The sequence below is a fragment of the Streptomyces sp. OZ13 genome (assembly GCF_052068155.1).
Taxonomy (GTDB): domain Bacteria; phylum Actinomycetota; class Actinomycetes; order Streptomycetales; family Streptomycetaceae; genus Streptomyces.
Genome location: NZ_JBQHCZ010000007.1, coordinates 78,601 through 102,502, shown reverse-complemented (window position 1 = coordinate 102,502; position 23,902 = coordinate 78,601). Strand labels below are relative to the sequence as shown.

Below are 23,902 nucleotides of genomic sequence, written 5' to 3'. Positions count from 1 at the left end.
ACCATGAGCCCGTCGCCCGACCGGCGCGAGGAGCTCCTCGCCACCGCGGCCGAGGTGTTCGCCGCACAGGGGTACAACGCCACCACGGTCCGCAAGATCGCGGACGCGGCGGGGATGCTCGCGGGCAGCCTCTACTACCACTTCGACTCCAAGGAGTCGATGCTCGACGAGATCCTCTCCACCTTCCTGGACGACCTGTGGGCCCGGTACGACGCCGTCCTCGCGGCCGGACTCGGACCCAGGGAGACGATCGAGGCCCTCGTCACCGAGTCCTTCCGGGAGATCGACCGGCACCGTGCCGCGGTCGCCATCTACCAGAAGGAGTCCAAGCACCTCCGGACCCAGCCGCGCTTCGGCTATCTCACCGAATCGCAGCAGAAGTTCGAGAAGGCGTGGCTCGGGACGCTGGAGCGCGGCGTCGCCGACCGTGTCTTCCGCGCCGACCTCGACGTCCGGCTCACCTACCGCTTCGTGCGCGACACCGTATGGGTCGCCGCGTCCTGGTACCGGCCGGAGGGACAGCACAGCCCGGAGGAGATCGCCCGCCAGTACCTGTCGATGGTGCTGGAGGGGATCGCCCTCCGCGCATGACACCGCAGACATCGGAGAAGGAGTGGCCATGGCCGAGGCATACATCGTCGAAGCGGTCCGTACCCCCGTCGGGAGGCGGAACGGCGGGCTGTCCGCCGTCCACCCGGCGGACCTCGGCGCACACGTCCTCAAGGCGCTGATGGCACGCTCGGGCGCCGATCCGGCGGCCGTCGAGGACGTCGTCCTCGGCTGCCTGGACACCGTCGGCCCCCAGGCCGGCGACATAGCCCGCACCTGCTGGCTGGCCGCCGGACTGCCGGAGGAGGTGCCCGGTGTGACGGTGGACCGGCAGTGCGGCTCCTCGCAGCAGGCCGTGCACTTCGCGGCCCAGGCGGTGCTGTCGGGCACCCAGGACCTGGTGGTCGCGGGCGGCGTGCAGAACATGTCGATGATCCCGATCGCCTTCGCGACCCGCCAGGCCGCCGAGCCGCTCGGCCTGACCCAGGGCCCCTTCGCCGGCTCCGAGGGCTGGCGGGCCCGCTACGGCGACCGGCCGGTCAACCAGTTCGCGGGCGCCGAGACGATCGCCGCCAAGTGGGGCATCTCCCGTCGGGACATGGAGGAGTTCGCGCTGCGCTCCCACCAGCGGGCGATCCGCGCCATCGACGAGGGCCGCTTCGAGCGCGAGCTCGTCCCGTACGGCGATGTCACCACGGACGAGGGTCCGCGCCGCGACACCGGCCTGGAGAAGATGGCCGGCCTGAAGCCGGTGATCGTCGGCGGCAGCATCACCGCGGCCTGCTCCTCCCAGGTCTCCGACGGCGCGTCCGCCATGCTGCTCGCGAGCGAGCGTGCCGTACGGGAGCACGGGCTGACCCCGCGCGCCCGCATCCACCACCTCTCGGTGCGCGGCGAGGACCCGATCCGCATGCTGACCGCGCCGATCCCGGCCACGGCGTACGCACTGAAGAAGGCCGGGATGACCCTCGACGACATCGACCTGGTCGAGATCAACGAGGCGTTCGCGTCCGTGGTGCTGGCGTGGCTGAAGGAGACCGGGGCCGACCCATCGCGCGTCAACGTCAACGGCGGGGCCATCGCCCTCGGCCACCCGCTCGGCGCCACCGGCACCAAGCTGATGACCACCCTGCTGCACGAACTGGAGCGCACGGGCGGCCGCTACGGCCTCCAGACGATGTGCGAGGGCGGCGGCCAGGCGAACGTCACGATCATCGAACGGCTGTAGCGCAGAGACCGAAGTACGAGGGCGGGGACCAGGACGACGTCGCCGTCATCGAGCGCTTCCGACGCGCGACGTCCTCGCAACCCGGCCTCCGCTGCTAGGCTGTGAGTGACGTAGATCGTCTATCGAGGAGTAGCAGACGTGGCGGGTGAAGACGACATCTCCGGGTGAGATCCGGATCTGACGGCCACCGGCCGGCGCTCAGAAGCGCTGCCGACGTGGTCCGTTTCGTCGTTCCCTTTTTCCCACGTCTGCCCAGGGCAGAGGTCCAAGCTCTGCCCTCAGTTCCCTCGAGGTCGCTTCCATGTCCGACGCAGCCATCGTCTGCTCGAACCTCTCCTTCGCCTGGCCCGACGACACCCCGGTCTTCCACGACCTGTCCTTCACCGTCACCACCGGCCGCACGGGCCTGGTCGCCCCCAACGGCTCCGGAAAGAGCACCCTGCTCCGACTGATCGCCGGCGAACTGAAACCCACCACCGGCTCGGTGTCCGTCGGCGGCACACTCGGCCACCTCCCGCAGAGCCTCCCTCTGACCGGCAACCTCACGGTCGCCGAGGTGCTCGGCGTGGCCGCCGTGATCCGTGCCCTGGACGCCGTGGAGTCCGGGGACGTCAGCGAGGAGCACTTCACCACCATCGGCGACGACTGGGACATCGAGGAACGCACCCGCGCCCAACTCGACCGCCTGGGCCTCGCCGAGCTCACGCTGGACCGCAGCCTGAGCACGCTCAGCGGCGGCCAGGTCGTCTCGCTCGGCCTCGCCGCCCAGCTGCTGAGGCGCCCCGACGTGCTGCTGCTCGACGAGCCCACCAACAACCTCGACCTGCACGCCCGGCACAAGCTCTACGACGTGCTGTCCGACTTCAACGGGTGCCTGCTGCTGGTCAGTCACGACCGCGCACTGCTCGACCGAATGGAACGCATCGCCGAGCTCGGCAGCCACGAACTGCGTTCCTACGGCGGCAACTTCACCGCGTACGAGGAGGCCGTACGCGCCGAGCAGGAGGTCGCGGAGAAGAACGTCCGCAACGCCGAACAGGAGCTGAAGCGGGAGAAGCGGGAGATGCAGCAGGCCCGCGAGCGTGCCGAGCGCCGCTTGAGTAACGCCTCCCGGAACCTCAAGAACGCCGGCCTGCCCAAGATCTTCGCCGGCAACATGAAGCGGGGCGCGCAGGAGTCCGCGGGCCGGGCCGGTCAAATGCACGCCTCACGGGTCGGCGAGGCCAGGGCCCGCCTCGACGAGGCCGGACGCGCACTGCGCGACGAGCAGCGCATCACCCTGGACCTGCCCGACACCCGGGTACCCGCCGGCCGCAACCTCTTCCTCGGCGAGGGGATGCAGGTGCGCCTCGGGGACAAGGCCGTGTTCGCCGCGGGCGGTGTCGACCTGACCGTCCGGGGCCCCGAGCGCATCGCACTGACCGGCCCCAACGGCGCCGGAAAGACCACCCTGATGCGGCTGATCAGTGGCGAACTCGCCCCGTACAGCGGGGAGATCAAGCGCAACGACGGCCGGATCGCCTATCTCTCGCAGCGCCTGGACCTGCTGGACCCGGACCGCACCGTGGCGGAGAACTTCGCCGCGTTCGCCCCCGAGCGGCCCGAGGCGGAGCGGATGAACCTGCTCGCCCGCTTCCTGTTCCGGGGCACGCGGGCGCACCTGCCCGCCGGCGTACTCTCCGGCGGCGAACGGCTGCGCGCCACCCTGGCCTGCGTCCTGTGCGCCGAACCGGCCCCGCATCTGCTGCTGCTGGACGAGCCGACCAACAACCTCGACCTGGTCAGCGTGGGCCAGCTGGAGAGCGCCCTCAACTCCTACAAGGGCGCCTTCATGGTGGTCAGCCACGACGAGCGGTTCCTCGCCGAGATCGGCGTGAACCGCCGGCTGCGGCTGGCGGACGGAATGCTCACGGAGACGGGAGTTCCGGCGGTGTGATCCACCGCCGTGTGCACCGGCCCGCGTCCGAGGCTGCGCCCCGCGGGCCGAAACACCGATCACGCCGGACGGTTCCCCATGCCCCAACACGCTCTGCTCGCCCACAACGTCGTCCGTAACCTGGGCGGCCGTCGCGTCCTCGACGGAATCTCCCTGACCGCCGCCCCGGGCCGCCGCATCGGCCTGATCGGGGAGAACGGCGTCGGCAAGTCCACGCTGCTGCGCGTGCTCGCCGGCGTCGACGAACCCGACGCGGGAAGCGTCACCCGCCTGCCCGGCCTCGGCTTCCTCCACCAGGAGATGCCGTACGACGCCGACTCGACCATCGCCGCGGTGCTGGACGAGGCGCTGCGCGAAGCCCGCGAGGACCTCGCCGAGCTGGACCGGCTCGGCGAGGAGCTCGCCCGTGTCCCTGAGGACGACCCCGGCCATCAGGAGCTCCTCGACGCATACGGACGGCGACTGGAGCAGGCCCAGGACCGGGAGGCCTGGGACGCCGACCGCCGTGCGGCCCTGGTGCTGGACGGCCTGGGCCTCGGCGCGTTCGGGCACGACCGCACGCTCGGTTCGCTCTCCGGCGGGCAGCGCGGACGGCTGGCCCTGACCGCCCTGCTCGTCCGGCGGCCCCCGGCGCTGCTGCTGGACGAGCCGACCAACCACCTCGACGACGGGGCCGCCGCCTTCCTCGAGGACCAGATCCGCGGCCTGCCGGGAACCGTGGTCGTCGCCGCCCACGACCGGGCGTTCCTCGACGCCGTCTGCACGGACCTGATCGATCTCGACCCGGCGGTGGACGGACCGGTCCGCTACGGCGGCAACTACAGCGCCTACCTGGCGGAGAAGCGCGCCGAGCAGGAGCGCTGGCAGCGCCGGTACGCGGAGGAACAGGAGGAACTGGCGGAGCTGCGGCACGCGGCGCGGGTGACCACACACCGGGTCGCACCGGACCGGGGCCGCACCGACAACGAGAAGATGGGCTACGGCCACCGGGCCGGCCGGGTGCAGAACCAGATCTCCCGCCGGGTCCGCAACGCCGGCCGGCGGCTGGAGGAACTGGAGCGCATGCAGGTCGCCGAGCCACCGCGCCCGCTGCGGTTCGCGGTCGCGGCACCGGCCACGCCCGCCGAGGAAGGCCCGGAGCCCCTGGTGTCCCTGCTCGACGTGCGGGTGCCCGGCCGGCTCGCGCTGGACGGCCTGGAGGTGTCGGCGACGGAAAGGCTGCTGATCACGGGCGGCAACGGGGCGGGCAAGTCGACGCTGCTCGCCGTGCTCGCCGGACGTCTCCCGGCCGAGGGCGAGGTGCACCGGCGGCGCAGGCTGACGACGGGGCTCCTCACCCAGGACACCGTGTTCGAGCGGCCCGACCGCACGGTCCGGGACACCTACGAGCTGGCGCTGGGCGCGCGGCGGGCCGAGAAGGTGCCGCTGGGCTCGCTCGGCCTGATGCGCGAGGCGGACCTCGACAAGCCGGTCGGGCAGCTGTCGGTGGGGCAGCGCCGACGGCTCGCGCTGGCCCTCCTGGTGGCCCGCCCGCCGCAGCTGCTGCTGCTCGACGAGCCGACCAACCACCTCTCCCCACGGCTGTGCGACGAACTGCAGGCCGCCCTGGGTCCGGGCCCCGGCGCGATCGTCGTGGCGAGCCACGACCGCTGGCTGCGGCGACGGTGGCAGGGCCGCGAACTCCGCCTGGAACCGGCACCCGCCGCCGCGGACACGGTCCAGGGCGGCGCTGTCGCTCCGGGCCGGAGACGCGGAGGACAGCGTGGCCCGGTCGGCGAATCGGCGTGAGAAGAACCCGTTCATGGGCGGTCGGAAGGGGCTGTCCGTCCCGGTCCCGTCAGCCGCGCTCCGTCCGCCCCACACCCGCGCCCGTGCCCGCGAGCGGCAGGGAGCGGAGGACGGCGTGCGCCTCGGCCATCACGGACTCCACGAGCTCGGCGCAGGACGGCAGGTCGTCGATCAGCCCCGCGACCTGGCCGGCCGCCATCACACCGGCGTCGGCGCGACCTTCGACCATCGAGGCCTTCAGCATCATGGGGGTGTTGGCGGCCAGCAGTACCTGGCTCCAGGACAGCTCCTTGCCGTGTCTCATCGCCAGGCCGTCGCGCACCATGCGCGCCCAGCCCATGCCGCACTCGCGCCGGAAGGCCGCGGCGTGGCGGGCCGCCCGCAGCAGCGAGGCGGCCCGGCCCGATCGTTCCAGCGCGTCGACCAGTTCGGTGCGCAGCATCCGGTGGGGCAGGCCGTCCAACTTCGTGGTGACGGTGACGTCCTCGACGGTCGCGGCCAGGTACCTGGCCTTGACCGCGTCGGGGACGGTGCTGTCGGAGGTCAGCAGGAAACGGGTGCCCATGGCGATTCCGGCGGCGCCGAATGCCAGCGCCGCGACGAGACCGCGCCCGTCACGGAAGCCGCCGGCGGCGATCACCGGGATGTCGACGGCGTCCACGACCTGGGGGAGCAGAACGGTGGTGGCGACGTTTCCGGTGTGCCCGCCGCCCTCGCCGCCCTGCACCACCACCGCGTCGGCGCCCCACGCGGCGACCTTCTCGGCGTGCCGCCGGGCGCCGACGGACGGGATGACGACGACCCCCGCGTCCTTCAGCCGCGCGATCAGCTCCCGCGAGGGCGCGAGCGCGAACGAGGCGACCTTGACGCCCTCCTCGACGATGATCCGTACCCGCTCGGCCGCGTCCGCCGCGTCCGCCCGCAGGTTGACCCCGAACGGGGCGTCCGTACGGGACTTGACCTCGCGCACGGCCGAGCGGAGCCGGTCCGCGCTCATGGTGGCGGAGGCGAGGATCCCCAGTGCACCGGCGTCGGCGGCGGCCGAGACCAGACGGGGGCCGGCCACCCAGCCCATGCCCGTCTGCACGACGGGGTGCCGGACACCGGCCAGTTCGGTGAGCGCGGTTCTGATCGTGGCGTCGCTCATGCGGCCGGCACCTCCCGGTCGCGCAGCGCCGCCGGGTCGACGACCTCCCGGATCAGCCGCAGCTCCTCGGCGGTGGGCTCGCGCGTGTACGGAACGCCGTCGGGGACGGTGAGCGCGAAGCCGGTGGCCCGGGCGACCTGCTCGACCGTGACGCCGGGGTGCAGCGAACGCAGGCGCATCGTCCGGTCCGGGGTCTCGAAGTCGAACACACCCAGGTCGGTGATGACGTCAGGCACGCGGTGGAACCGGGTCGCGGAGGGGCCGGCCGCTGCGGCCCGGTCGTAGCCGACCCCGGACACCATGTCGACCCGCTCGACGAAGACCCGGGGGGAGTGCCGGGCCACCCAGTAACTCGTCGGGTTGTTCAGGGTGTTGACGGGGGCGCCCCGCACGCCCAGCAGCTGCCTCTTCGGCCGGGCCCAGTCGCCGATGCAGGAGATGTTCTGGTTGCCGTGCCGGTCGAGCTGGCTCGCGCCCATCATCACGTGCCGTCGCCCGGTGGCGACCAGGGCCAGGTGCTGCCGGTAGGGCAACCAGCCCTCCACCACCTGTGCTCCGGCGCCGACCGCCGGTACGTCGCCGATCAGCAGGGCTTCCCCGTCCGTCAGCAGCAGATCGGGGGAGAAGGTGAGCTTCGCGAGACGGGCGCCGATCGTGGGGACGGTGCCCATCGGGGCGGCCAGGACCTCGCCCGCGCTCCGCCATGCCTCGGCGCACGCCACCACGCAGTACTCGGCCCGCGTCGCCGTCGTGGTGCCCCCGCTCATGCTTCCTCCTCGTGGAACGCCGCCACCGCGGCCCGGTACGCGTCCTCGTCGCCCGACAGGAACCGCTCGCCGAAGGCACGCCAGGCCTCGGGGTCGCGCGCCGCCCCGGCGTAGGCGCGCTGGAACGCCTCGTCCCGGTCGTGGTCGGGGGCGCAGGAGGTGAAGTGCGCTCCGTTCGGGGCCTCGACGACGCCGTTCACGAACGCGCGCTTGACCAGCAGGGACTGCGGACCGGAGTCCTTGAGCAAGTCGGCCGTCTCCACGATGCGCTCGCAGGAGACGTACGCCGCGTCGGCGGCCTCGCAGAACAGATCGTCGAAGTACGGGTCCGGGCCCAGGTACTGGGCGTTGCCCTGCGCATCGGCCCGGTTGAGGTGGACGAGCGCGGCGTCCAGCCGCAGCGCCGGGACCGCGACCAGCTCCTCGCCGTCCTCGTACGGGGAGGTGACCGTGCGCAGCGACGGGTTGACGTTCATCACGTCGGAGGCGAGACCGGCCCGGACCGGCATGAAGGGCAGCCGCTGAGCGGCGGCGGTGAGGCCCCACATGACCATGGCCTCGTCCAGCTCCACCATCTCGAACGCGGCGCGCTGCCGGGCCGCCCCGAAGTGCGGTTCGAGGGGGATGGAGTCGAGAGTGGCGAATGCCGCGACCAGCTTGCGGATCTTCCCGGCTGCGGCGAGCAACCCGACGTCGGGGCCGCCGTAGGACACGACGGTCAGATCGGTGACGTCCGAGCGCAGCAGCGCGCGCACCAGAGCCATCGGCTTGCGCCGCGAGCCCCAGCCGCCGATGCCGATCGTCATCCCGCTCTCGAGACGGCCGGCCACCTCCTCGGCGGTCATCGTCTTGTCGCTCACCGTTCCTCCTCCTTGGACGAGACGAACGCTTCGCGGTGCCGGTCGGCGACGCCGCCGAGGTTGGCCTCGAAGGTGAAGCCCTGTTCGAAGCGGTAGCTGCGGCGGACGTCCACCGGATCGATCCCGTTGATCGCGGCCTTCGCGAGGCGGATCAAGGAGCCGTCCTTGGCGGCGATCTCCCGGGCCAGTTCGAGCACGGCGTGGTGGAGACGCTCGCGCGGGACGACCCGCCACACCGAGCCGTGCCGGTGCAGCTCCTGGGCGGTGACGGTGCGCGAGGTGTAGTACAGCGCCCGCATCAGGTGCTGGGGGACCAGCCGGGCGAGGTGGGTCGCCGCGCCGAGCGCGCCCCGGTCCAGTTCGGGCAGTCCGAACGTCGCGTCGTCGGCGGCGACGATGGCGTCGGCGTTGCCGACGAGGCCGATGCCGCCGCCCAGGCAGAACCCGTGCACGGCGGCGACGACCGGTACCTCGCAGTCGTAGACCGCGGCGAATGCCTCGTAGCAGCCGCGGTTGGCGCCGATCAGGGCGTCGTACCCGGCCGAACGCTGCATCTCCTTGATGTCCACGCCCGCGTTGAAACCGCGGCCCGCGGCCGTCAGCACCACGCAGCGCACCGTGGGGTCGGCCCCGGCGGCGCGCACCTCGGCGGCCAGGTCGTACCAGCCCTGTACGGGAAGGGCGTTGACCGGGGGGAAGTCCACGGTGATGACGGCGACGCCCTCTTGCGCGGCGGAGGTGGAGACACCCATGGGCACATCAGCTACCTTCCCACCAAACGTTTGTTAGGCGAAGGTAGCAGTGGATCCCTCGCTATGGGAGGTCTCAATTGGCAGCCATCACCGACCTGTCCGGTTCCGTCGCCGTCGTCACCGGCGGAACCCGGGGCGTCGGCGCGGGCATCACGCGCGCCCTGCTCGAAGCCGGCGCCCAGGTCGTGACCTGCGCACGACGGGCTCCGGAGAGACCTGTCGAGGCAGCCGGGCGCACCGCCCGCTTCCTCCCGGTCGACCTCCGCGACCCGGAGGGAATCGGCAGATTCTTCGAACGGGTGCGGAGCGACTACGGGCGGCTGGACACCCTGGTCAACAACGCCGGGGGGACGCCGTTCCGGATGCTCGACGAAAGCGGAGCCGAACACCACGCCCGGATCGTCGAGTTGAACCTCGTCGCGCCGCTGACCGCCTCACTCGCCGCCTACAAGTTGATGCACCGTCAGAGTGGTGGCGGGTCGATCGTGATGGTCGGCAGCGTCAGCGGCACCCGACCGTCCCCGGGGACCGCCGCGTACGGAGCCGCCAAAGCGGGCCTGGAGAACCTCGCCCGCTCCATGGCCGTCGAATGGGCGCCCCGGGTCCGGGTCAACACGCTCGTCCTCGGCATGGTCCGCACCGAACGGGCCCATCTGCACTACGGGGACGAGGCCGGCATCGCCGCCGTCGGCCGCACCGTGCCGCTCGGCCGGCTCGCCGACCCCGCCGAGATCGGCGACGCCTGCGTCTTCCTCGCCTCCGACCGCGCCGCCTACATCAGCGGCGCCGCCCTGCACGTCCACGGCGGAGGGGAACGCCCCGCGTTCCTCGACGCCGCCACAGTCAACAACTGACGCCGGCCAGGGGCGAGGCGTGCGTCGCGCGACCGCGGTCGCCGTCGTCGCTGTCGCTGTCGTGGAGCCCGGGCACCTGGCCCGGGCGGCCGCAGCTGGACAAGCTCACCGAAAGGACACAGCCATGACCACCGGAATCTGCGCGGGGCGCGTCGCCGTCGTCACGGGAGCCGGCCGCGGGCTCGGCCGTGCGCACGCCCTCGCCTTCGCCGCCGAGGGGGCGAAAGTCGTCGTCAACGACCTCGGCGTCGGCCTCGACGGCACGGGACGGGCCTCCGGCCCCGCCCAGCACGTCGTCGACGAGATCCGCGCACTCGGCGGGGAGGCGGTCGCCCATGACGGGGACATCGCCACCTCCGACGGCGCGGCCTCGCTCATCGCCACTGCTCTGGACGCCTTCGGCCGCCTCGACACCCTCGTCAACAACGCCGGGTTCCTGCGCGACCGCATGCTCGTCAACCTGGACGAGGACGACTGGGACGCCGTCATGCGCGTCCACCTCAAGGGCCACTTCCTGCCGCTCAAGCACGCCGCGGCGCACTGGCGCGCCGAGACGAAGGCCGGCCGCACACCCGAGGCCCGCGTGATCAACACCAGCTCCGGGGCCGGCCTGCTCGGCAGCGTCGGCCAGGGCAACTATGCCGCCGCCAAGGCCGGGATCGTCGGCCTGACGCTCGTCGCCTCGGCGGAGACGGCGCGCTACGGCGTCCAGGTCAACGCGATCGCCCCGGCCGCCCGCACCCGGATGACCGAGCAGACCTTCGCCGACACCATGGCCGCCCCCGAGGACGGCACGTTCGACGCCATGGCCCCGGAGAACGTCTCCCCGCTCGTCGTCTGGCTGGGCTCCTCCGCCTCCGCGGGGGTGACCGGCCGGGTCTTCGAGGCCGAGGCCGGCCGGATCACCGTCATGGAGGGCTGGCGGCCGGGTCCCACCGCGGACAACGGCGCCCGCCGGACCCCGGCCGAGGCGGGCCGGACCGCCCTGAAACTGCTGGCCGCCGCCGTGGCCCCCCAACCGGTGTACGGGGCGCGGTAGCCGCCGCCGTACCCGCCGGGTGTGCCGTACGCGGCTGCCCGCCGTACTCCGGGGCCTTCCGCCCCCGACTACGCCGTTTCGTTTGGATCAACGGGCAGACCAGAGGAAGATGCCCGCGACGTGCAGCCCGGCCAGGTAGGTACGGGCGTCTCCTGCCCGATCGGCGTGGCGAAAGCCGACGGCTGACACTCCAAGCCCCCGGGCTGACGCCCGGTCCCTCGCTCCGGCCGCGTTCCTCATGTGCGGGGGACGCAGTGGTACGTGCAGGTGCCGAGGGCGTCGAATTCCGCCTGCTCGCCGGGCAGACAGCAGATGCCGTGGTCGCAGTGGGTCCCCTGAGGGCAGGGGACGCCGTTCTCGCAGCACTTGCCAGGGGGGCAGCAGGCCTCGGACGCGCACGACCAGCCCGCCGGGCAGCACTTCTCCACGTACACGACCGTCGGCTCGCCCCCGGGCTCGCCACCCGGCTCACCGCCCGGGGGGCCCTCGGTCCGAACCTTGCACGCGACCTGGCCCTCCGGGCAGCAGCCGGTGGACAGCACGCGGTCGGCCGGGCAGCATCGCTGCTGCCTGCACAGCTCATCGCCGCTGCAGCAGTGTTCACCGCACACACGGGGGCCGGGCGCACAGCACCCTTCCCACTTACACACCTCGTTGCCGCGGCAGCAGCCCCCGCGGCACAGCCGGGTCACCAGACACGGCCCGTCGTTGCTGCAGGCCATTCCCGACGGCAGTGTGAGGCACTGGCCACCGCAGCACGTCTGTCCGGGCGGGCAGCACGCGTTCTCGTAGTGGTGCGTCTGCGGGTTGATCCGTCGGCAGCACTCATGCGTTTCTGGGCAGCAGACGGCGCGCAGGCCGACGTGGAAGCACAGCTTCTCCCCCGACGGACAATATTCGTGGATCGGGATGACCTCGCAGGTGACATTGCACGTCGGCCGGCACTCGATCTTCGCCAGCGCGGCCGAGAGGCCCGCTTCGATACTCGCCGCGACGCAGTCCCTCATGCATCTGTCGATGCACGAGGCAGCCTGCCGGACCACATCCGGCGAACTCTCCGCTCCACCGCCCACGGACCGGTACGACCGACTTGTCTCGTACAGCGAGAACGCCGCCGTGGCGGTGGGTCCTGGCATCTCGCCTCACTCCTCAACGCGGCTTTCTTCTCCCGTAGAAGACCAGTCGACGATTCAGCGCGGCAGCGCGCTGTTCACACCCTCGGCAGGGCCGAGGCATCGCCATGTGAGTGACCCGCTTGACCATGTCACCCAGACCGACCTCGTCATCGACGAACCCTGGCAGACGTACTCGCAGTGGCTTCTGTGCCGCGTCACGCGGGCGCGTTTCATCGTCAGTCACTTCCTGCCTCCGGAGAGGTGGGGTGCCTTTTTCTCAGAATATCGCTCCGCGACCTGCCCGGCGAGGCATACAACTCCCTGTGAACAGTCAACAATTGACAGTTCACTCGAAATTCGGGAGGTTGCGATTACCTTCCCGCCGCAGGACCATATAAACGAGATGGACCTCCGACGCAAGAAGGGCAGCGGACATGGCGACGCTGACTATAAATCACGTGCACTGCCTCGAAACGACCGATGGCTCGGGCGCCGATGACCTGTACATCAACATCGACGGCAACCGTGTCTTCGGCGTTCAGCAGATCGACTCGGACGAAGACCCTGACGTCAACGTCTCGCGGAACTTCGCCACCAAGACGAAGGTCAGTCTGTGGGAGTACGACAGCGTCTCCGCCGACGACCTCATCGGCAGCTTCTTCGCCCATTCGAGCCAGGCCGGCGAGGGAGAACACGCGCAGGCCCTGACAGGAGACGGCTCGCGCTACGACGTCTATTACACGGTCACCTCGTGACTGGAATCTATTACACGGTCACCTCGTGACTGGAAGGGGTGGGGCCCACGAGGTTCGGTCAAGCGAACGGCTCCGGACGGACGGTCCGGAGCCGTTCGCTTGACCATCCCTCACACCCTCACACGCACTCGATCTTGCCGGACTGGGCGTTGAACTTGGCCCGCTGGCCGTACGAGCAGCAGAGACCCTCGTCGCAGTACTTCCCCTGCTGGCAGTCGGCTGTCGTCTTGCAGCACTGGCCCGGCGGGCAGCAGTCCTCGGTGGAGGAGGAACACGACCATCCTGGAGGACAGCACTTCTCCACGACGTACGACTCGGGCTCGAAGTCCGGCTGGGGCGGAGGAAAGACACGCACCTTGCACGCGACCGTTCCTTCGGGACAGCAACCCGTCGACATGTACCTGCTCTTGGGACAGCATTTATGGCCCACACACTCATCGCCGGAGCAGCAACGCATCCCACCGCACATCACACCCGGAGCGCAGCACGCCCCGTTCACGCACGGATACCCTGGCGGACAGCATCCTCCGTTGCAGACGCGGTCAGGTGGACACGTGCCGTCATCGGTGCACACCACCCCGTGCCCGGGCGTGAAGCACTCGCCGTCGCAGCAGGACTGACCCATCGGACAGCACTTGCCGTTGCAGCAGGCCATTCCGGGTGGACAGCAATTGATGATCTGGCGGTAGGACGGATACTCGTAACCGTTGCAGCACGTATGACTTGACGGGCAGCATCGCCGCTGCGGACCGAACAGGCATACCTGCTCGCCCGCGCAAGGGTCCGGCCCGTGGCAGTCCTGTTCACAGCCCGGCCTGCATTCCCGATCAAGGAGCTCACCCGGAACGTTTCCGCCTTCCGCCTTGCACTTACGCACGCATTCCTCGACGCAGTCGTCGGCCAGGGTGACCTCGCGGGCCGGACCGCCGCGACCGACGACCGAACGGTAGAACTGGCGCGTCCCGTACAGCGAAGCCTCTGCCGTGGCGCTTGGCACTGGCATCACGCCCACACCTCCCGGCCTTGTCACCGGTCGTAGTACGGAGACAGCTTGGTCACCAGGAACGGGAACTCCTCCGTGACATCGACCCGGACGAAGAACTTCTCCGTCACGTCGGTCGTCCGGTTGGTGTAGGAGAACAGCACGTCCTGGATGTTCCGGCTGCCGCTGAGGCGTGAGAGGCGCGTTTCGATTCCCGTGAGCGACAGTCCCGAGACGAAGGAGTCCGCGGTCTTCGCATAGATCGCCGCGTATCTCACAGCCACGTAGTTGAGGGCGCGGTGCGCGTCGGACGCGCCGGCGTTGTCGGCGATCTGCATGACGCTTTCGAAGAGTTCCCGGGAGGCCGACCGGAACGCATCGTCATCGATCGCGTCCGGCTTGGGCAGGCCGTTGATGAGCGATTCCGCGTCGAAGGCGTAGATCTGATCGAAGGCCACCACAGGAAGCATCAGACCGTTGCACAGGTCGGGCGGAGCGAAAGGCCCGCGCAGGCCGATCACCACATGGAGATCGCTCGCCCTGGGTGCCGCCCCCAAGGCATCCACGAGCAGGCTGTAGTCCACGGGGTCGCGCGGCCGCACGATGTAGGTCTCGATCCCCTGAATCACCAGCACGAAGCACAGCTGCTTCGCCAGATAGCGGTTCTGGGGTTCCGACAGGACAGCGTGCAGAGCCTGTCTGTCCGTCATGTTGGTCGTCTCGGCCCGCCCCGTCGCCTGGGCGAACTCCTTCTCCACTCCAAGGCTCGGCAGACGTGGGTCGATCCGGCCGACCGCATAGACGAACGGCGGGTACGGCTCGGTGCCATGGCCCGCCGCCGCGTCGACCGGGGAGACCCCGTGCCCGCAGCCACCGCCGCACCCACAGGACGGTTTTCCCACGGGCGGCGCCTGCTGTGCAGGGGCCGACGCCGTGATGACCTCACCGCGAGCAGGAGGGTCGGCCGCGGGTACGGGCTCGATGACTTCCGACTCCTGAGGGGACACCGTGGGCTCTTCCATGAGATCACCGTTCCTTCCCTGATCAGCGCCGTGCTGTGAGCAACAACTCGAACGCCCGCCAGGCGTTCATCACCGGTGGCAGGACAGAGGTCCTGCGGGACGAGAAAGCCGTCACCGCGCGAGCCAGTTCTCCGGGCGCGGTGTCCGGCAGTTCGGACCAGAGGAGGGCGATCGCCCCCGTGACGATCGCCGCCGCGGCACTGGTTCCGCCGAACGGCCGCAGATCCCCGTGCGCTCCCAGACTGACCAGGCCGTCCGCCACCGCCCCCACCCCACCCCTGCCGATCGACGGACCGATGGTGGACATCCACCCCGGCTGTCCGTGCCGGTTGTAGGCCACGACCGGAATGACCGCGCGATGTCGGGTGACGACGTTGCCGTCCACCGCACCCTCGTTGCCGGCTGCGGCCACCACGATCACACCCCTGCGGGATGCGTGGTCGAGGGCCTGCTGTACGGCCCGATGACCGTCATGCCGGCCCGATGCCAGGGACAGGCTCATGTTCACCAGGCGCACGCCCGCATCTGTGAGGTCCACGAGGGCTTCTGCCAGGTCCTCCGGTGCCGCACCGCCCGAGGAGCGAGCCGCCGGAGAGGAGAATACGGAACGGGTCACGAGCGTGACACCGGGGCAGATGCCCGGCGCGCGCGACGCGCGATGCGCGACGAGAACTCCGGCCGTGGACGTGGCATGGAGCGCGGCAGCATCGTCCGCGTCCATGTCCGCCACATCCTGTTCGCGGAGAGACTCGATGTGCGCACCGGCGAATTCCTGGTGATCGACGATGACCGGACCATCGACGAGGCCGACCAGCAGGTCCGTTCTTCCCGCAGTTCTGGCCATCAGGCCGGAAAGACCCGTCAAAAAGAGAGGAGATTTCGAGGATGGATGAGCGTCAGGAATCACAGGGTCCACCACCCGCCCGTATGCCCAGCTCTCGCCACCAGAATACTCCGCACGGACACGGCCTGCGCGCCATCGAAAGGCACCGATTGTTGGCAATTCACCTTTGTCGCGTCAGTGCGTCGATCCGCATCGAGGGCGCGTGGCAAGGAATTTCAGCACGTGCAGATTCGTGAGCATGCATCAACTCCGTGTGCCCCGGCCCCGACGACGGGCGCGCTCGGGCCCCGTCCTTGCTGATCTGGGCGGGACCCGCACCGGGTTCTTCGTGCCCCGGGGCACGGCGGAGCGCTGGGTCGGCACCGGAACACGCCCGGCCGGCCCGGGAACATGGATCGTCGTCCCCTGTCCCGGACGTGCAGCAGGCGGAATGCGGTGGCTCGTACCGCCCGACGGTACGGGGACCCTCAACGACCCCGTCCTGCTCGAACTGGTCCTGCACGAGGCCGCTGCCCGCCTGGCGGAGAGAAACCCCCGATCCTGAACCGCTTCCGCTCGTCCGCCGGCGCCGTCACGCCTCGGGCTGCGCGTCCGGTCAGGGCGCGCGCGACGCCGGCACCGACTCAGAACCCGGCGCGCCGGGTGCGGCCGTCACGATCGAGCGCCGGACGGATCCCTACCGAAAGAAGCCAACCTCCCAGAACGGGTAAAATTATCCTAAAGGGCCAAAGTTGATTGGAGTGCCGCTCGCTTCCCCGCCATGACGCGGCCAAGGGGCAACGGATCGTCCATTTGCACACCCGCAATCGTCAGGAGGGCTGCTGATGGAGCTGTGGCTCATCTGGTTGATCATCGCAGCGGTGTTGGCGGTGGCGGAGATCTTCACACTCACCGCAGCCCTCGGAATGCTGGGTGGAGCGGCCCTGGCCACGGCGGGATTCGCTGCCGTCGGACTTCCGCTGCCGTGGCAGTTCCTGGTGTTCACCGCTGTCGCCACGGTCAGCCTGCTGTTCGTGCGCCCCCTCGCGTTGCGTCACGTGCGTCGGCCGCAGGCGGCTCGGTTCGGCGTGGATGCCCTGGTCGGTAGTGCCGCTTATGTGGTCTCGGAGGTGACGGCCCTGGGCGGCAGGGTGCGCATCGGCGGCGAGGAGTGGACGGCCCGCCCCTATGACGAGACGCTGGTGATCCCTTCCGGAACGACCGTCGACGTCATCGAGATCAGCGGCGCTACCGCGCTCGTCCACCCCCGGGAGTGAACCATGGAAGTCTCGGCGCTCCTCGTCGCCGGCCTGCTCGTCGCGCTCTTCGCCGTCTTCACCGTGGTGCGGGCGGTGCGCATCGTGCCCCAGGCGCGCGCACGCAATGTCGAACGGCTCGGCCGCTACCACCGCACCCTGCAACCCGGTCTCAACGTCGTCGTCCCCTACATCGACCGCGTCCATCCACCGATCGACCTGCGGGAACAGGTGGTGTCCTTCAGACCGCAACCGGTGATCACCGAGGACAACCTGGTCGTCGAGATCGACACCGTCATCTACTTCCAGGTCACCGACCCACGGGCGGCTGCCTATGAGATCGCCAACTTCCTTCAGGCGGTCGAGCAGCTCACCGTCACCACTCTGCGCAACGTGGTCGGGTCGATGGACCTGGAGAAGACCCTCACCTCGCGTGACACCATCAACAGCCAGCTTCGTGGCGTGCTGGACGAGGCCACCGGCAAGTGGGGGCTGAGGGTCAACCGGGTGGAGATCAAGGCCATCGACCCCCCGCAGTCCATCAAGGACGCCATGGAGAAGCAGATGCGCGCCGAGCGCGACAAGCGGGCCGCGATCCTCGGCGCAGAAGGACAGCGCCAGGCACAGATCCTCACCGCTGAGGGCGACAAGCAGTCCGCCGTCCTTCGCGCGGAGGGCAACCGTACCGCCGAGATCCTCAAGGCCGAGGGCCAGTCGCGAGCCATCGACGAGGTGTTCCAGGCTGTGCATCGCAACGATCCCGACCCCAAACTGCTGGCCTACCAGTACCTCCAGACGCTGCCCCAGCTCGCCCAGGGCCAGGGCAGCACCTTCTGGATGATTCCCAGCGAGGTCACCTCCGCGCTCCACGGTGTGTCCCGTGCTTTCGGCGAAGCGCTGCCCCAGTCGCCGGCGACCCGGGAGAAGACGTCCGACGACGAGGCCGCCGGCGATGCCGCCGCCGACGACGCGGCACGGGCAGCGGAGGCTGCTGCCGAGGCCCTCGCCGACGCGGCGAAGGCGGATGGCGCTTCCGAAGGCCTCCGCCCACCCGGCCCTCGCTGACGGCCGGCAGCACCCGCTCGAACGGGTCCGCGATCAGGGCCCCCGGGCCGTCCACGCGTGGCCGGCCTTCGGCAGTCGGTCCACGGCGTCACGGCCGAGGCGGCCGCCAGTCCGGGCAGCCGCAGGAGAGCGCTCGCCCGACGTGCGGTGCGTCCGTCAGCCGCCGTCATGGTCGCGGGCGCGCTCGTAGATGTCGGGAATGGCGTTGGCGTTCTCGTCCCGGTTCTCCGCCTCCCAGAGACTGCGGTAGGTGCCGTTGCGGCGTTTGAGGAACAGCCCGCACTGCCGGCGGCGATCAACGAACCGACGAGGACGGCAGCCTTGATGTGATCGGTGACCGCCGGTTCGTCGAAGGCGAGATCACTGATCAGCAGGGCGACGGTGAAGCCGATGCCGGCCAGGACCGCGAGCGCGAATGCGTCGGCCCAGGCCAGGTCCGGGTCGAGACGGACCCGTGTGAAGCGCGCCGCCCGGTAGGTACCGGCCAAGACGCCGACCGTCTTGCCCACGACCAGACCGAGCAGCACACCGAGCCGCTCAGGACTCGCGCGTCATGCGCGGAGAGCCACAGCCTCTCGGCACCGCCTGCGTATCAGTCGGGGGGACGGCATCGGCACATCGCCGAGCTGCACGTCCAAGCTCCCGCTCATGAGCGATGATCACGACGCAGAGCCGGTCTTTGTCCGCTCCAAGTGGGGGACGAGTCGCTATGTCTACAACGCGAACAATCCCGTCGGGATGGCGCTCATCATCGCGTCACTGCTCTTCGCAGCCGGCGGAATGTATGCGCTCCACGACAGTTCGTCCTGGAGCGAAGGGGAACTCCACGACGCGGTCCACGCGGGCATGTACCGCATCGCCGAGGGCTTTGCACCGGCCCACGGGCGACTGCCCCCGCCGTGGCAGGTCCTTCGGCGGAGCCCGTGGTTCGGCACGGACGGAACGCTCTGAACCTCCACACCACAGCCCGGGCGGCCGCCCACGCTCCGTCACCGTCACCGTCCACCGCACGCGCTGACCAGCCTGCGGAGACCGAGTCGGTGGGGGAGGACCGGGCGCGTTGCGCTTCCACGGGACTTCAGAACCAAGTGCCTTGCTTCCAGAGCGACTTCCCTACGCGTCGACCGCCGGTACGACGAACGGCTCGACCCCACCGGCGCCGCACAGTACGCCACCGGGCCGGCGAAGTCGCCCGTCGACCCGACGGGCGCTGCCCGAACGCCGGTGCAGGCGCGGCGGGTTGCGGTGGCGCTCAACCGCGACCGCAACGTCCCGACCGGCACCTGCCGCCGGCCGTTGCCGCGCCTTCGGAACCGCCCAGGGCACACCGCCGGCGAGCAGCCCCCGGAACAACTCCAGGAGGCCCCACCCGTAAGCGCCGGAGTGCCCATGAGAACCCGGAACTCGATGCGACCGGCCTCTGAAGAGCGCGGCTCCCTCTTTCGGGCCACGCCGGAAGGCCGACGCGGACAGCAAGTGATCGGCTGACTCCAGCGCCAGTGCACCGAACGAGTGCTCCCCGGCGCAGACGGAGGAGTACCCGATGTTCAGGCTGTGTTTCCGAGACAAAGATCCCGCTCCGGGCCGCGGGCGGACGCGTGTCCTCCAGGTGGGTGCGCTGCTGCTGGCGGCACTGGCGCCCGCCCTTCCGGCTTCCGCTGCCCAAACCTCTCCCGCCGCCTCCCTGTCCGGCCAAGCTCCCCACGCCGTCGTGAGCACGCCGCCGGGCGAGGCCGAGGACCGGCTCGGCACCCCCGTGGCCACGCCTCTCGGGGAGTTCGGTGGAATCCGCTACGTCCAGTACGACGGTGTGTTCGAGGGCGAGACCTCGACCGGGCGGTTCCGCGTGCCCTACCGGATCAGCGCTCCGGCCGACCCCCACCACAACAACGGCACCGCTCTCGTCGAGCCGCCGCACTTCGTGGTCGGACTCGGCATGCTCGACGTCTACCTGCGCAGGGACTTCCTCTTCCGGCAGGGATTCGTGCACGCCGGCGTCGGCTGGAGCACACTCGGCAACCGCATCCTCGACCCGTCGGTGCCCGGCACATTCATCGACGGCGGATTCGAAGAGGAGGGCGCGAGGGTCGACGACGAGATCATCGCGGACTTCTCGAAGGCGCTCTCCTCCCGCGCCTCCGACGCGCGCCCGCTGGTCGGAACAGTGCACCGGCGCTACGGCACCGGCTTCTCCGACAGCTCGTACCCGCTCCTTCGCCTCGTCGGTTCCGGTGACGCCACGGGCGCGTTCGACATGGTGCTGCCCGTCACCACGGAAGGCTTCGACCCCCAGGCCGACATCGCCGCGGGCCGCTACAAAGGCAAGGTCCTCATCGTGAACTCGGAGGCCGACGATTCGACGAACCTGACCGACCGCGGCGTCGCCTCCAAGCGGTACCGCTTCTACGTCGTCGCGGGGAGCCCGCACATTCCGGATCCGCTGGACGCGCCGCTGAACGTGCCGTTCCCGGTCAGGGGATCGACACCGGCCGGCTTCGTGCCCGCGCTGCGCGCACACTTCCTCCAGGGCCACGCCTGGGTACGCAAGGGATCACCGCCGCCGACGAGCACCCAGCTGCGCACGGAGGGCGGCAGCATCGTCCGGGACGCCAACGGCAACGCCATCACCGAGGACCGCACCGGCCGGCGCGTGCCCCGGCTGCCGTTCGTCGAACTCGGCGAAGCCCGCTACATCGCCGGCTTCATCGGCAGCTACGACAACGTGCGCACGGTGCAGCAACTCGGCTTCAGCAGCCACCGCGCCTACCTCAGAGCCTTCGCCGACAAACTCCGTGACTACCGGAGAGCCGGCTTCATCCTGCCGGAGGACGCCGACGACATGCGCCGCCGTGCACAGCTGTGCCCTCCGTCGACGTTCACCGAGACCTACCGCGACCACTACGCCCGGTTCATGGCGATCCAACCCTGCACCGCCCGCTGAACCCCACCGGCCCTCACCCGGCCGTCAACACGGTGCGGACACCGGCTGCCCGCCCGGTGCCGAGAACCGTCACAGGAAGCCACAGGCCGGATCTCGCGTGGATGCGCGATCCGGCCTGCCGGTGTCCACGCGCCGAACCCGCCGCCGGCCCGGGAGCCGGTGAGGCAAGGAGAAGCCTCAGCGGCCTGGTCCCGGGGCCTGCCCTGTCCCCGTTCCGGCGTCCCGCTATAACGTGTCAGGCCCTGCTGCCGGACCTGTTGCCAATCGGGACAGGAGAGTCCGGCGCGTATGTCGTTCGCGGATTGTGAGGGTGAGACCGGATGAGGGCTTCGACCAGGGCGTGGGGTGCTCTGCTGGCGTTAGCGTGTCTTGTCGGTACGACGGCCTGCTCGCAGGAAGCACCTTCCGACGGCGGGGGCGCCGACGCCCGCGAGAGCGGAACCGACGGCGGGAAGCCGAAAGGCGTCGGGGACGAGTTCCCGGACAAGAACGTCATCATCAGCGCCGGCTGCACGCCGGGCACGAAGGGTGAGGACGCCTGGTACGGCGGGGTCGTCACGGTCGACGCCTGGGAGCCCGGCAGCTGGAAGCACGTGGCCCACACCGAGTTCCGGCTGCCGGACACGGCTCTGGTCGGCATGACGGACAACACCGCCGTCGAAGGTCTGTGCCTTCCTGCGGAGACCGGCGAGGTGCCCAGCATGAGGTCGCTGTTCGACCGGGACTTCACGAAGATCGCGGTGGTGACCGAGGATCCGCAGACCGGGGAGACCCACGTCGGATACGTCGACCGGGCGGGAAGGTTCACCGACCTGACGGGAGAGGCGGATTTCGGTGAGGACCCGACCGAGCGGAGCGCGGCCTTCTCGCCGGAGGGGGACCACGTCTGGCTGACCTACGAGGGCGACAGCGGAAGCGTCGTCGCGAGCCGGTCGGTCGACGGCGACCACGAGCTGGTCGACCACGGGCGGACCAAGGATGCCATTGCCAGGGATCTCACCCTGGTGGGCACGCCGAGCAAGGTGGTCGTGGGCGGTCACGTCACGCTCTCCCCGGACGGAAAGCACATGACGACCGGCAGCGCCGTCGTACGGGTGCCCCAAGAGGACGTGATCGACGCGGTCGCGGCTGCGGAGGGGGGCGACGTCATCGCCGGCAGCGGCTGCCAGGCAGTGGGCTGGATCGACAACGACACCGTGCTGTGCGACGAGGCGACCAACTACAGCACGGCGCAGCTGGGGCCCGAGGCGCGGCACGGAAAGCCCATCCTGCCCGAAAGCTCCACCAACCTCTTCACGATGGCTTCCTCCCCCGACGGCAAGCAGATCAGCTTCATCTCCGAGGACGGCGACCGCTACGAGCACTGGATCGCCGCCACCACGCAGGGCTCCACCCCCCAGAAGGTCGAGCCGGGCGGTGACTTCGCCGCGCTCGGGAGCACGCCAGTCTTCATCGACTGGCGCTGATCCCGTCCACCGACGGCGCTCGGCTCCGCCCGGTTCCCCACTCGGGACCGGGGGCTCAGCAGCCGACGCGATGAACGGCGTGTCGTCGCGCGGTGCCTCGAAGAACGGATAATCGGTTGCCTGCTGGCGATGGCGGTGGATGCAATGTCCGGCATGATCAGGAAGGTGGGCCCGCGACGGCGGGATGAGACGGACCCGTACCACCGGGCCCCGCCGGCCGGCGGTCCGGGCAACCTGCGACCGAGTCGTCACGCGGGAGACGCCCACGCATGAACACGTCACCATGGTCCAACGGCGCGGCCCGGACCGACGGTTCACCAGTGCGGATCGGCGTTCTCGTCCCGCTGACCCGGCCCGGCTGGGTCGAGGCAGGCCGGCACCTGCTGACCGGACTCGAGCTGGCCGTACGCGACGTCAATGACGCCGGCGGGATCCTCGGGAGACCACTCGAGCCGGTGGTCCGTGACACCGCGGCCGATCCACGGAGGGCCGCGGCGGCCGTGGACGAACTGGCGCGCCTGGGCGTCGCGGCCGTGGCGGGGGAGTACCACAGCGTCGCCGCTCGCGCCGCTGCCGCAAGGGCCGACGCCCTCGGCCTGCCGTTCCTCTGCTCGTCAGCGGTTCTCGACACTCTCACCGAACAGCCGACGGAATGGGTCGCGCGCCTCTGCCCTGCGCAGTCCCACGGCTGGCAGATCTACGCGGACTTCCTCCTCGGCGCGGGCCACAGCCGAATCGCCGTAGCAGCTCAACCGAATGTCTACTGGGCATCCGGGGCCCGTATTCTCCGGGACCACCTCGCTCCGCGCGGCGGCACCGTCGTCGAACTCGACATGGGCACGCTCTCCCCGACCGCCATCTGCGACGAACTCGTCGACACCGGCGCGACAGCCCTCCTTCTCCTTGTCGGCCATCCCGAGCCTGCGGTGTCGATCGTCAAGTCGGTCCGCAGCGACCAGCGTCTCGCCGAGATCATGATCGGTGCTCCGGCCGGACAACCGGAGTTCGCGGAATGGGTGGCCTTGCTGGGCGACGACAGCGCCGGGATCCCGTTCTTGCGTTACCTACCCGAGCGTCTTGGCCCCCTCGGCGCACGAGTCGGGGCGGCCCTCCGTGAGCGGCTGGGCGCAGCGCCCTCCTTCGTCGCGTTCGAGGGCTACGACACGGTCGCCGTCCTCGCGGACGTGATGCGTTCGCACGGCGTGGACCGGGCGCGCATCGCCGAATCCTGGCCGCGCGTTGCCGTCGAGGGCACCCGCGGGCGGATCCGGTTCTCCCGCACGCAGGGCGTCACCGTTTGGCAATGGGCTTGGCCGCCGGTCCAGGTCGTCGACCGGGATCCGGCGGCACCCGATCGCCTTCGGATCCTTCACGCCGGCTGAGAGAGCGCGGAGCCCGACTGCTCGGATCCGTCCGGTGTGAAGCGGTCGACCTGTCCACGTGTCGACACGGGCACTCGGCGTCGCGGCGGAACTCCTGGCCGCGTCTCGGTCGAGGCGTCGGCGAAGGGGTGGTCGCGGCTTGCCCGCCGGTCTCTTTCCCGGCGACGGTCCGGCT

20 protein-coding genes and 2 pseudogenes are annotated in these 23,902 nt (G+C 70.3%); 14 read left to right on the top strand and 8 right to left on the bottom strand.

The window, feature by feature from the left end:
* Window positions 1–3: 3 nt before the first annotated feature.
* The 4 genes from ACTMTU_RS18410 to ACTMTU_RS18395 all read left to right on the top strand — a co-directional run bounded on the left by ACTMTU_RS18410 (window position 4) and on the right by ACTMTU_RS18395 (window position 5,501).
* Window positions 4–591: a TetR/AcrR family transcriptional regulator gene (locus ACTMTU_RS18410; RefSeq protein ID WP_441264561.1), complete on the top strand. Its 588-nt coding sequence runs from the start codon at window positions 4–6 to the stop codon at window positions 589–591.
* 28 nt (window positions 592–619) lie between these two features.
* Window positions 620–1,777 carry an acetyl-CoA C-acetyltransferase gene (locus ACTMTU_RS18405; RefSeq protein ID WP_441264560.1) on the top strand — a complete coding sequence of 386 codons (1,158 nt, stop codon included), beginning with the start codon at window positions 620–622 and terminating at the stop codon, window positions 1,775–1,777.
* 301 nt (window positions 1,778–2,078) lie between these two features.
* On the top strand, window positions 2,079–3,713 hold the full coding sequence (abc-f, locus tag ACTMTU_RS18400; RefSeq protein WP_441264559.1) for a ribosomal protection-like ABC-F family protein: 1,635 nt from the start codon (window positions 2,079–2,081) through the stop codon (window positions 3,711–3,713).
* A 78-nt stretch (window positions 3,714–3,791) separates the two neighbouring features.
* A complete protein-coding gene (locus ACTMTU_RS18395; RefSeq protein WP_441264558.1) occupies window positions 3,792–5,501 on the top strand; it encodes an ABC-F family ATP-binding cassette domain-containing protein in 1,710 nt (569 codons plus the stop codon).
* A gap of 49 nt (window positions 5,502–5,550) precedes the next feature.
* Here the strand turns inward: ACTMTU_RS18395 and ACTMTU_RS18390 are convergent, their stop codons facing one another.
* The 4 genes from ACTMTU_RS18390 to ACTMTU_RS18375 are packed head-to-tail and all read right to left on the bottom strand — an operon-like array spanning window position 5,551 to window position 9,027.
* Window positions 5,551–6,648, bottom strand: coding sequence for an NAD(P)H-dependent flavin oxidoreductase (locus tag ACTMTU_RS18390; protein ID WP_441264557.1), 1,098 nt, complete (start codon window positions 6,646–6,648; stop codon window positions 5,551–5,553).
* Window positions 6,645–7,415 (bottom strand): CoA-transferase subunit beta, encoded by a 771-nt coding sequence (locus ACTMTU_RS18385; protein WP_441264556.1) that lies wholly within the window; start codon window positions 7,413–7,415, stop codon window positions 6,645–6,647. The genes ACTMTU_RS18390 and ACTMTU_RS18385 overlap by 4 nt, the downstream gene beginning before the upstream one ends.
* Complete coding sequence (locus ACTMTU_RS18380) at window positions 7,412–8,275, bottom strand: CoA transferase subunit A (protein WP_441264555.1); 864 nt, start codon at window positions 8,273–8,275, stop codon at window positions 7,412–7,414. The genes ACTMTU_RS18385 and ACTMTU_RS18380 overlap by 4 nt, the downstream gene beginning before the upstream one ends.
* Entirely contained in the window at window positions 8,272–9,027 is a 756-nt protein-coding gene (locus ACTMTU_RS18375) for an enoyl-CoA hydratase family protein (protein ID WP_441264554.1), read from the bottom strand. The genes ACTMTU_RS18380 and ACTMTU_RS18375 overlap by 4 nt, the downstream gene beginning before the upstream one ends.
* 77 nt (window positions 9,028–9,104) lie before the next feature.
* Here ACTMTU_RS18375 and ACTMTU_RS18370 point away from each other — a divergent pair, with 77 nt between their 5' ends.
* The 3 genes from ACTMTU_RS18370 (at window position 9,105) to ACTMTU_RS18360 (ending at window position 12,790) form a co-directional block, all read left to right on the top strand.
* On the top strand, window positions 9,105–9,881 hold the full coding sequence (locus ACTMTU_RS18370) for an SDR family oxidoreductase (RefSeq protein WP_441264553.1): 777 nt from the start codon (window positions 9,105–9,107) through the stop codon (window positions 9,879–9,881).
* A gap of 124 nt (window positions 9,882–10,005) precedes the next feature.
* Complete coding sequence (locus ACTMTU_RS18365; protein WP_441264552.1) at window positions 10,006–10,920, top strand: SDR family oxidoreductase; 915 nt, start codon at window positions 10,006–10,008, stop codon at window positions 10,918–10,920.
* A 1,549-nt stretch (window positions 10,921–12,469) separates the two neighbouring features.
* Window positions 12,470–12,790, top strand: coding sequence for a hypothetical protein (locus tag ACTMTU_RS18360; protein ID WP_441264551.1), 321 nt, complete (start codon window positions 12,470–12,472; stop codon window positions 12,788–12,790).
* A gap of 118 nt (window positions 12,791–12,908) precedes the next feature.
* On the opposite strand, the gene ACTMTU_RS18355 is transcribed toward ACTMTU_RS18360, so the two are convergent.
* The 3 genes from ACTMTU_RS18355 to ACTMTU_RS18345 all read right to left on the bottom strand — a co-directional run bounded on the left by ACTMTU_RS18355 (window position 12,909) and on the right by ACTMTU_RS18345 (window position 15,701).
* Window positions 12,909–13,145, bottom strand: a complete 237-nt coding sequence (locus tag ACTMTU_RS18355) for a hypothetical protein (RefSeq protein ID WP_441264550.1) — start codon at window positions 13,143–13,145, stop codon at window positions 12,909–12,911.
* 671 nt (window positions 13,146–13,816) lie between these two features.
* Window positions 13,817–14,794, bottom strand: coding sequence for a hypothetical protein (locus ACTMTU_RS18350; protein WP_441264549.1), 978 nt, complete (start codon window positions 14,792–14,794; stop codon window positions 13,817–13,819).
* Window positions 14,795–14,816: 22 nt separating this feature from the next.
* Window positions 14,817–15,701: a S8 family peptidase gene (locus ACTMTU_RS18345; RefSeq protein ID WP_441264548.1), complete on the bottom strand. Its 885-nt coding sequence runs from the start codon at window positions 15,699–15,701 to the stop codon at window positions 14,817–14,819.
* A gap of 214 nt (window positions 15,702–15,915) precedes the next feature.
* Between ACTMTU_RS18345 and ACTMTU_RS18340 the strand changes: the two are divergent.
* From ACTMTU_RS18340 to ACTMTU_RS18330, 3 genes and pseudogenes are all read left to right on the top strand, one after another.
* A pseudogene (locus tag ACTMTU_RS18340) lies at window positions 15,916–16,182 on the top strand (hypothetical protein); the annotation flags it as partial.
* A 280-nt stretch (window positions 16,183–16,462) separates the two neighbouring features.
* Entirely contained in the window at window positions 16,463–16,894 is a 432-nt protein-coding gene (locus tag ACTMTU_RS18335) for an NfeD family protein (RefSeq protein WP_441264547.1), read from the top strand.
* Window positions 16,895–16,897: 3 nt separating this feature from the next.
* Entirely contained in the window at window positions 16,898–17,938 is a 1,041-nt protein-coding gene (locus ACTMTU_RS18330; protein ID WP_441264546.1) for an SPFH domain-containing protein, read from the top strand.
* A gap of 156 nt (window positions 17,939–18,094) precedes the next feature.
* On the opposite strand, the pseudogene ACTMTU_RS18325 reads toward ACTMTU_RS18330, so the two are convergent.
* Window positions 18,095–18,480 (bottom strand): annotated as a pseudogene (locus ACTMTU_RS18325) (Na+/H+ antiporter NhaA); the annotation flags it as partial.
* 106 nt (window positions 18,481–18,586) lie between these two features.
* On the opposite strand from ACTMTU_RS18325, the gene ACTMTU_RS18320 reads away from it, so the two are divergent.
* From ACTMTU_RS18320 to ACTMTU_RS18305, 4 genes are all read left to right on the top strand, one after another.
* Window positions 18,587–18,889, top strand: coding sequence for a hypothetical protein (locus ACTMTU_RS18320; RefSeq protein WP_441264545.1), 303 nt, complete (start codon window positions 18,587–18,589; stop codon window positions 18,887–18,889).
* 760 nt (window positions 18,890–19,649) lie between these two features.
* Entirely contained in the window at window positions 19,650–20,879 is a 1,230-nt protein-coding gene (locus ACTMTU_RS18315) for an alpha/beta hydrolase domain-containing protein (RefSeq protein ID WP_441264544.1), read from the top strand.
* 320 nt (window positions 20,880–21,199) lie between these two features.
* Window positions 21,200–22,345: a hypothetical protein gene (locus ACTMTU_RS18310; RefSeq protein WP_441264543.1), complete on the top strand. Its 1,146-nt coding sequence runs from the start codon at window positions 21,200–21,202 to the stop codon at window positions 22,343–22,345.
* A gap of 269 nt (window positions 22,346–22,614) precedes the next feature.
* On the top strand, window positions 22,615–23,727 hold the full coding sequence (locus tag ACTMTU_RS18305; protein ID WP_441264542.1) for an ABC transporter substrate-binding protein: 1,113 nt from the start codon (window positions 22,615–22,617) through the stop codon (window positions 23,725–23,727).
* Window positions 23,728–23,902 lie beyond the last annotated feature (175 nt).